7 protein-coding genes are annotated in these 6,683 nt (G+C 72.6%); 2 read left to right on the top strand and 5 right to left on the bottom strand.

Translation table 11 applies throughout. The features are described 5' to 3' along the window. On the bottom strand, window positions 1–585 hold a 585-nt coding region (locus tag ABDW35_RS28965; protein ID WP_343717321.1), incomplete at its 3' end, for a sugar-binding domain-containing protein. 135 nt (window positions 586–720) lie between these two features. Between ABDW35_RS28965 and ABDW35_RS28960 the strand changes: the two genes are divergently transcribed. After that, a complete protein-coding gene (locus ABDW35_RS28960; protein ID WP_343717320.1) occupies window positions 721–1,131 on the top strand; it encodes a GFA family protein in 411 nt (136 codons plus the stop codon). Here ABDW35_RS28960 and ABDW35_RS28955 read toward each other — a convergent pair. Then, a complete protein-coding gene (locus tag ABDW35_RS28955) occupies window positions 1,128–1,997 on the bottom strand; it encodes an NAD(P)H-binding protein (protein WP_343717319.1) in 870 nt (289 codons plus the stop codon). The two genes, ABDW35_RS28960 and ABDW35_RS28955, sit on opposite strands and share 4 nt — an antisense overlap. Window positions 1,998–2,112: 115 nt before the next feature. Then, window positions 2,113–2,973 (bottom strand): AraC family transcriptional regulator, encoded by an 861-nt coding sequence (locus ABDW35_RS28950; protein ID WP_343717318.1) that lies wholly within the window; start codon window positions 2,971–2,973, stop codon window positions 2,113–2,115. A 240-nt stretch (window positions 2,974–3,213) separates the two neighbouring features. Between ABDW35_RS28950 and ABDW35_RS28945 the strand changes: the two genes are divergently transcribed. Further along, window positions 3,214–3,870: a TerC family protein gene (locus ABDW35_RS28945; RefSeq protein ID WP_343717317.1), complete on the top strand. Its 657-nt coding sequence runs from the start codon at window positions 3,214–3,216 to the stop codon at window positions 3,868–3,870. Window positions 3,871–4,035: 165 nt separating this feature from the next. On the opposite strand, the gene ABDW35_RS28940 is transcribed toward ABDW35_RS28945, so the two are convergent. Continuing rightward, entirely contained in the window at window positions 4,036–5,268 is a 1,233-nt protein-coding gene (locus ABDW35_RS28940) for an ArgE/DapE family deacylase (protein ID WP_343717316.1), read from the bottom strand. Window positions 5,269–5,284: 16 nt separating this feature from the next. Beyond that, window positions 5,285–6,520 carry an allantoate amidohydrolase gene (locus ABDW35_RS28935; protein WP_343717315.1) on the bottom strand — a complete coding sequence of 412 codons (1,236 nt, stop codon included), beginning with the start codon at window positions 6,518–6,520 and terminating at the stop codon, window positions 5,285–5,287. Between the last annotated feature and the right edge of the window lie 163 nt (window positions 6,521–6,683).

The raw sequence follows: 6,683 nt of genomic DNA, 5'->3' as shown, positions 1-6,683 counted from the left end.
GTCGACGATGGCCGGCACCGGCAGCAGGGTGGCGGAGCCGGGGCCGGCCTCGGCGAAGCCCTCGGCCACGGCGTTGGTGCGGAAGGCGGTGCCGCGGATGGCGGTGGCGCCGTTCAGCAGCACCACCTGCACGCCCTCGTTCCAGCGCGGCGGCAGGCGCCGGGCCACCGCGGTCATGGTGCGGCCCCAGGAGACGCCGACGAGAGCCGGGCGGGGCGCCAGCGCCGCGAGATACTGCGCCGCGGCCTGGGCCACGGCGTCGATGGCGATGGCCTCGTCGGCCGGACCCTCGCCGGTCGCCGGGCCGGGCACGACGATCGCCTCGCGCAGGCCCCAGCGGGACTGCAGCCGGGCCTCGAGATCCGGCCGGCGCTGGCCCCGCGCCACGATCTCGATGCGGACGATGCCGGTCTCGCGCGCCTCCTGCAGCAACCGGCCGACCTGCCAGCGGGTCAGCCCCAGCTCCTGCGCGATCTCGGACTGGTTGCGGTCCAGGTCGTAATACAGCTTGGCCGCCTGGACCATGAACTGCTCGCGCTGGGCGTCGGAGGTGACGCGATGCCCGAGATCGGCCTGAAGGGTCACGGCAGCGCGTCCGTCAACATTTGAGCAATTGATGCTCGAATGAGCGGACGCTAGTCCCGCCGCCCCTGCCCTGTCAAGCGGCGGCGGAGGGCGCTACCCTCGCCCGCAAGGCCATCACCCGGAGGAGACGCGCCCGTGACCGAGAGCCCGCGCATGCTGACCGGCAAATGCTATTGCGGCGCCGTCCAGTACGAGGTGGCGGATTCATTCGTCTATGCCATGAACTGCCACTGCTCGAACTGCCGGCGGACGACGGGGTCGGCGTTCAAGCCCATCGCCGGGATCGAGCGCGCCAAGCTGACGGTAACCCGGGGCGAGGACGGGCTGATGATCTATGGCGAGCCGGATGGCAACAACACGCATTGCCGGGCCTGCGGGTCGCTGCTGTTCTCGGTCGTCCGCGACGGCGCCTATGTCCATGTCGCCATGGGCACGCTGGTCGACGACCCGACCATCCGGCCGACCGCGCACATCTTCGTCGGCTCCAAGGCGCCCTGGCACACCATCGCCGACGACCTGCCGCAATATGAGGAGTTTCCGACCTAGCCCCCTGCCCGGCGCACCAGCGCTCCCAGCACCTCGGCCAGGGGCGTCGTTCCCCGCCGGATCTCGCCGCCCTCGACCTCGATCCGGCCGGCATTGTGAGCGTCGTAGAGCTCGGTGATCAGCCGGACATAGCCTTCGCTCAGCCCACCCGCCGCCAGCGCCTGCTCCCACTGGCCGCGCGGCAGGGCCACCGCCTGGACCGGCCGGCCGAGCGGACCGGCCAAAGCGGCGGCAACGTCGAGTGCCGTGACGCGCTGCGGCCCCTCGGCATGGACGATGCGCGGCAGCGACTCGGCCGCGTCCAGCAGGTCGGCCGCGATCAGCCCGACATCGGGGGCCGAGACGGTCGGGAAGCGCTTGTCGAGCGGGTGGTGCAGGCTGGCCAGCACGCCGGTGGCCGTGGCTGCGCCCAAGGACCGCGCCCAGTTCTGCATATGCTCGGCCGAGCGCAGGAAGGTGATGCCCGGCAGGCCGCCGAGCCGCTGCTCGAGATGATGGAACAGCAGCGTGATGCCGGTTCCCGACGCGTGCTGGGCGCCGTAGTCGGAGATGGCGACGATGCGCGCCGGCCGCGCCGCCTCCAGCGCCCGGGCCAGGCTGTCGATCAGCCCTCGGGCCTCGGCCGCGGCATCGCCGCGCGACGGGGCCAGCGGCACGATCGCCAGCGCGCCCTCGGCGCCCCGCAGCGCCGCCATCAGCCCCTCGGGCTCGGCGCTGTCGGCGACGGCGATCTCGCATCCGGCCTCGGCCAGCGCGCCGGCCTTGCCGGGATCGCGGACCACTGCCCGCACCGCCCTGCCGCGCCGCCGCAGCTCCCGCGCCGCAGCCCCGCCGATCCGGCCCGTGGCGCCGATGATGGTGAACATGTTATCTCTCCCGCTATGCCCCGGATCGGGGCCAAGTCGGGCGGGACCTTGCCGCGCCGGCTGGCGCCGGGTCGCGCCGGAACGGACGGGCGTGAGCAGGTTCGGACGGCGGCGTTCAGCCCCGCTCGCGCCGCAGCGCGCCGGGCGTGGTGCCGAGCACCCGGCGCATCGCCCGGGCCATGTGGCTCTGATGCGCGAAGCCGGCGTCGAGCGCGACCTGCGCCATCGGCAGGCTTCCGTCCAGCAGCAGCGCCCGTGCCCGATCGACCCGGCGGCGGATCACGTACTGGTGCGGCGCCAGCCCGGTCGAGGCCTTGAACAGCGGCTTGAAGTGGGAGGGGCTGAGGCCGGCGGCGGCCGCCAGCTCGGCCAGGGTCAGGCGCTGGTCCAGCCGCGCCTCGATCAGCTCCAGCACCCGGGCCAGCTGCCGCCGCGACAGCGCCTGGCCCGCCATGGCCGCGGGCACGGGCGTCGCGTAGCGCCGCAGCAGATGGGTCGCCAGCGCCAGCCCGATGCTGTCGGCATAAAGCGGGTCGGATGGCATGTCCGCCTCCAGCTCCGCCTTCAGGGCCCAGCCGAGATGCTCGATCCGCGGGTCGCGCAGCTGCAGCCGCGGCGCGATCTCCAGCCGGGCGGAGGCCAGGCCCAGCCCCTCCGCCGCGCTGTTCATAAGGGCCGGGGCAAGGCGCAGCAGCAGGAAACGGGCCGGCCCTTCATCCTCCCAGGCCCCGGCCGCGCCGGCCGGCAGCAAGTCGATGTCGCCCTCGCGCTGCAGCCGGTCCTGCGCCAGCCCCTCGGCCCGGCAATGCGCCATTACCGCCGGCCCGACATGCAGGCTGAGCCTCAGATCCGGTGACGGCGCGGCCTCGACCGCATGGCCGGTGGCGGCGAACAGCCCGGCGGCGAAGCCGGTCCACTGCCCGGCCTTCTGCGGCGTGATCGCGCCGGACCGGATCACCGGCTCATGTGTATCCATTCCGCCACACCTCCGGGCCGACCAGCGGCGCCCGCGCCGCAGTCTACGTCCCCCTGCTTGAGCCGGCGAGCCCTCCTCGCTATATGGGCGGCGACCAGGCCGGGCCCCTCTGGCAGCTCCCTCGGGATCTGCGATGTCGGACTGGAACTCCCCAAGGGGAGTGGCCCGCCTGCCGATCGCTGATCGTCCTGTCCGTAAGGCATGCCGGCCGCTCCTCACGACGAAGAGGACGGTTTTCGCATGGAACATCTGCTGACGGGCGAGGCGCTGACCGCCCTGCTCCAGGTCATCATGATTGACCTGGTGCTGGCGGGCGACAACGCCATCGTCATCGGCCTGGCCGCGGCCGGGCTGCCCAAGGAACAGCGCGGCAAGGCGATCCTGATCGGCATCGCCGCCGCCACCCTGCTGCGCATCGGCTTCGCGCTGATCACCACCCAGCTCCTCGCCATCGTCGGCCTGCTGCTGGCCGGCGGCGTGCTGCTGCTGTGGGTGTGCTGGAAGATGTGGCGCGAGCTTCGCCACACCGCCAAGGAGGAGCACCAGGCCGAGGAGGCGCTGGCCGGCCATGACGCCAACGGAAATGGAAGTTCAGGGGGCGCGCCGCGCAAGACCTTCGCCCAGGCCGCCTGGCAGATCGTGATCGCCGACGTGTCGATGTCGCTGGACAACGTGCTGGCCGTCGCCGGCGCGGCGCGCGAGCACCCGGCCATCCTGGTGTTCGGCCTGGCCCTGTCGATCGCGCTGATGGGCTTCGCGGCCACCTTCATCGCCAGGCTGCTGAACCGCCACCGCTGGATCGCCTATGTCGGCCTGGCCGTCATCCTCTACGTCGCCATCGACATGGTCTGGCGCGGCGCCGTCGAGGTCTGGCCACATGTCCAGGGCGTGATGTAAGGCACCGTCGGCTCTCCCCCTCACCCTCCCGCCCCTGACGGGGCGGGTCCCTCCCTCTCCCCGAGGAGAGGGGAAGAAGAGGTGCACACTGATACACCTCTCCTCGGGGAGAGGTCGAAATCGCGCAGCGATTTCGGGTGAGGGGGTGGCCCCGGCCTCTCCAGCCTACTCCGCCAGCAGGTCCCGCACCGCCAAGGCGACGATCTCCGTCGCCTTGTACAGATCGTCCAGCTTCAGCCGCTCATTCGCCCGGTGGGCGTTGGCGTCCTCGATGGTGCGCGGGCCGGCGCCGTAGAGGGCGATCGGCACACCGGCGGCGGCGTAGTGCCGGGCGTCGGTGTAGAGCGGGACGCCCTTCACCGGGATGTCCTCGCCCAGCACCGGCGCGGCACGGCGGCGGATCGCCTCGGCCAGCCGGTCGGTGCCCGGCAGCGGCGACAGCGGCTCGGCCAGCAGGATGCGGCGGACCACCACGGTCGCCTTCGGGAAGGCCTTGGCGGCGCTTTCGATCACGCCGCGCAGCTCCGCCTCCACCGCCGCGCCGTTCTCCTCGGGGATCAGCCGGCGGTCGAGCCGGAAGGCCACCCGGTCGGGCACGACATTGGTGTTGATGCCGCCCTCGATCAGCCCGACCGTGAGCTGCGGCGAGCCGATGCCGGTCACCTTCGACACCGTCGCCGCATAGCGCTTCCGATGCTCGTACAGCGCCGCCAGGATCGGCGTCGCCGCCTCCAGCGCGTCGATGCCGGTGGCGGGCAGAGCGGCATGGGCCGACCTGCCGCGCACCTCGACCTCGAGATGCAGGCAGCCATTGTGCGCGGTCACCACCGCATAGCTGAAGGCGGCGGCGATGGCGAAGTCGGGCTTCGACAGCCCCTGCTCCAGGATCAGCTTCGGCCCGATCTCGCCGCCCGATTCCTCGTCATAGGTCACGTGCAGCTCGACCGTGCCGCGGGTCAGCCGGCCGGCCTCCTCCAGCGCCTTCAGGGCAAAGGCGTAGGTGGCGATGTCGGATTTCGAGACGGCGGCGCCGCGGCCGTACATCCAGCCGTCGACCACCTCGGCGCCATAGGGGTCGTGGGTCCAGCCCTCGCCCGGCGCCACCACGTCGCCATGGGCGTTCAGCGCGATCACCGGCCCGTCGCCGAAGCGGCGGCGGACGATCAGGTTGCTGGCGCTGATCATGCCATGCGCCTTCGCCAGCTCGGCCGGCACCGGATGGACCTCGACCTCGAAGCCGAGCTCGCGCAGCAGCTCGGTGGTCCGCTTCGCATGGGCGTCGCAGTCGCCGGGCGGGTTGTCGGACGGAACCTTGACCAGCTCCGCCAGGAACCGGGCCTCCTGCTCGCGCGCGCCGTGGAGCCAGGCGCGGATGGCGGTGTCGATGCTGTCGGTCATCACGGGAACTTTCGTGTCAGGCAGGGTTGTACTGGCGGAGGAGGTCGAGCAGGACGCGCACGGCAAGGTCCGCATCCTCCACGGTGATCGATTCGGCCGGGTTGTGGCTGATGCCGCCGCGGCAGCGCAGGAACAGCATGGCCACCGGGGTCAGCGCCGCCATCGCCATGGCATCGTGGCCGGCGCCGCTGGGCAGGCGCCGCGCCGGCAGGCCGTAGCGGCGGATCGCCGTCTCCAGCCGCGCCATCAGCGCCTCGTCGCAGCGCACGGCGCCGGCGTCATGGTAGCGTTCCAGCGCCAGCTCGACGCCGCGGCCGCGGGCGATGCCCTCCAGCGCCGCGGTCATCTCGGCCATCGCCGCCAGGCGGTCGGCATCGTCGGGCGCGCGGATGTCGATGGTGAAGCGCACCGCCCCGGGGATGACGTTGACGGCGCCGGGCTGCACGTCGAGCTGCCCGACCGTCGCCACCACATCGCGCCGGCTCTGGGCGCAGCGCTCGATCGCCAGGATCATCGAGGCGGCGGCGGCCAGCGCGTCATGGCGCAGATCCATCGGCACGGTGCCGGCATGGCCGGCGACGCCGCGGACCGTGGCGTTATAGCGGGCGGCGCCGTTGATGGCGGTGACCACGCCGAGCGGCAGGTCCTCCGCCTCCAGCACCGGCCCCTGCTCGATATGCAGCTCGACATAGCCCAGCACGCGGTCACGCCGCCGGGCCTCGCCCTCCAGCCCGTCCGGGTCGCCGCCGAACTCGCGCAGCAGGTCGCCCAGGCGCAGGCCGTCGGCGTCCAGCGCGTCCATCGCCGCCGGGTCGACGGTGCCGGCGATGGCGTTGCTGCCGGTCAGGGTGACCGGGAAGCGCACGCCCTCCTCGTCGCCGAAGGCCAGGACCTCGACGGCGAAGGGCAGCCGCTCGCCGCGCCGGTGCAGCTCGCCGACCACGGCAATGGCGGCCAGCACGCCGAGATTGCCGTCATATTTGCCGGCGTCGCGCACCGTGTCGATGTGGGAGCCGAGCAGCAGCGCCGGCAGCCCCGGCCGGTCGCCCTCATAGCGGCCGACGACGTTGCCGGCGGCGTCGGTCCGCGCCGCCATCCCGGCTTCGCGCATCCAGGCCAGCACCTGGTCGGCCGCCTGGCGGTGCGCCGGCGACAGGAAGGTGCGGGTCAGCCGGTCCGGGTCCTCGCTGAAGCGGGCCAGGTCGTCCAGCCGCTGCATCAGTGCCGGGCCGTGGGCGAGAGTGTTCTGCATGGGCGCTGTGTCAGCCTGCATTTCCCGAACCCCTTACGTCCTGCGTCGCCTTGCGGTGAGTCGGATGAGGGCGCGGGCCGCGAAGAGCGTATCGGGACATACGGTCGAGCGGCCCGCGCCCGCAGGCGGCCGCCGCAAGGCGACCCTCCGGGCCGGTTGAAAA

The organism is Inquilinus sp. (assembly GCF_039594555.1).
In the GTDB taxonomy this organism is placed as follows: Bacteria; Pseudomonadota; Alphaproteobacteria; order DSM-16000; family Inquilinaceae; genus Inquilinus.
This window is presented reverse-complemented; position numbering and strand designations above follow the sequence as displayed.

Bases quoted from the DNA above. Each gene is read 5' to 3' on its own strand.
- ABDW35_RS28945 (WP_343717317.1), top strand. From the start codon at position 3,214: ATGGAACATCTGCTGACGGGCGAGGCGCTGACCGCCCTGCTCCAGGTC.
- ABDW35_RS28935 (WP_343717315.1), bottom strand. From the start codon at position 6,520: ATGCAGAACACTCTCGCCCACGGCCCGGCACTGATGCAGCGGCTGGAC.
- ABDW35_RS28950 (WP_343717318.1), bottom strand. From the start codon at position 2,973: ATGGATACACATGAGCCGGTGATCCGGTCCGGCGCGATCACGCCGCAG.
- ABDW35_RS28940 (WP_343717316.1), bottom strand. From the start codon at position 5,268: ATGACCGACAGCATCGACACCGCCATCCGCGCCTGGCTCCACGGCGCG.
- ABDW35_RS28955 (WP_343717319.1), bottom strand. From the start codon at position 1,997: ATGTTCACCATCATCGGCGCCACGGGCCGGATCGGCGGGGCTGCGGCG.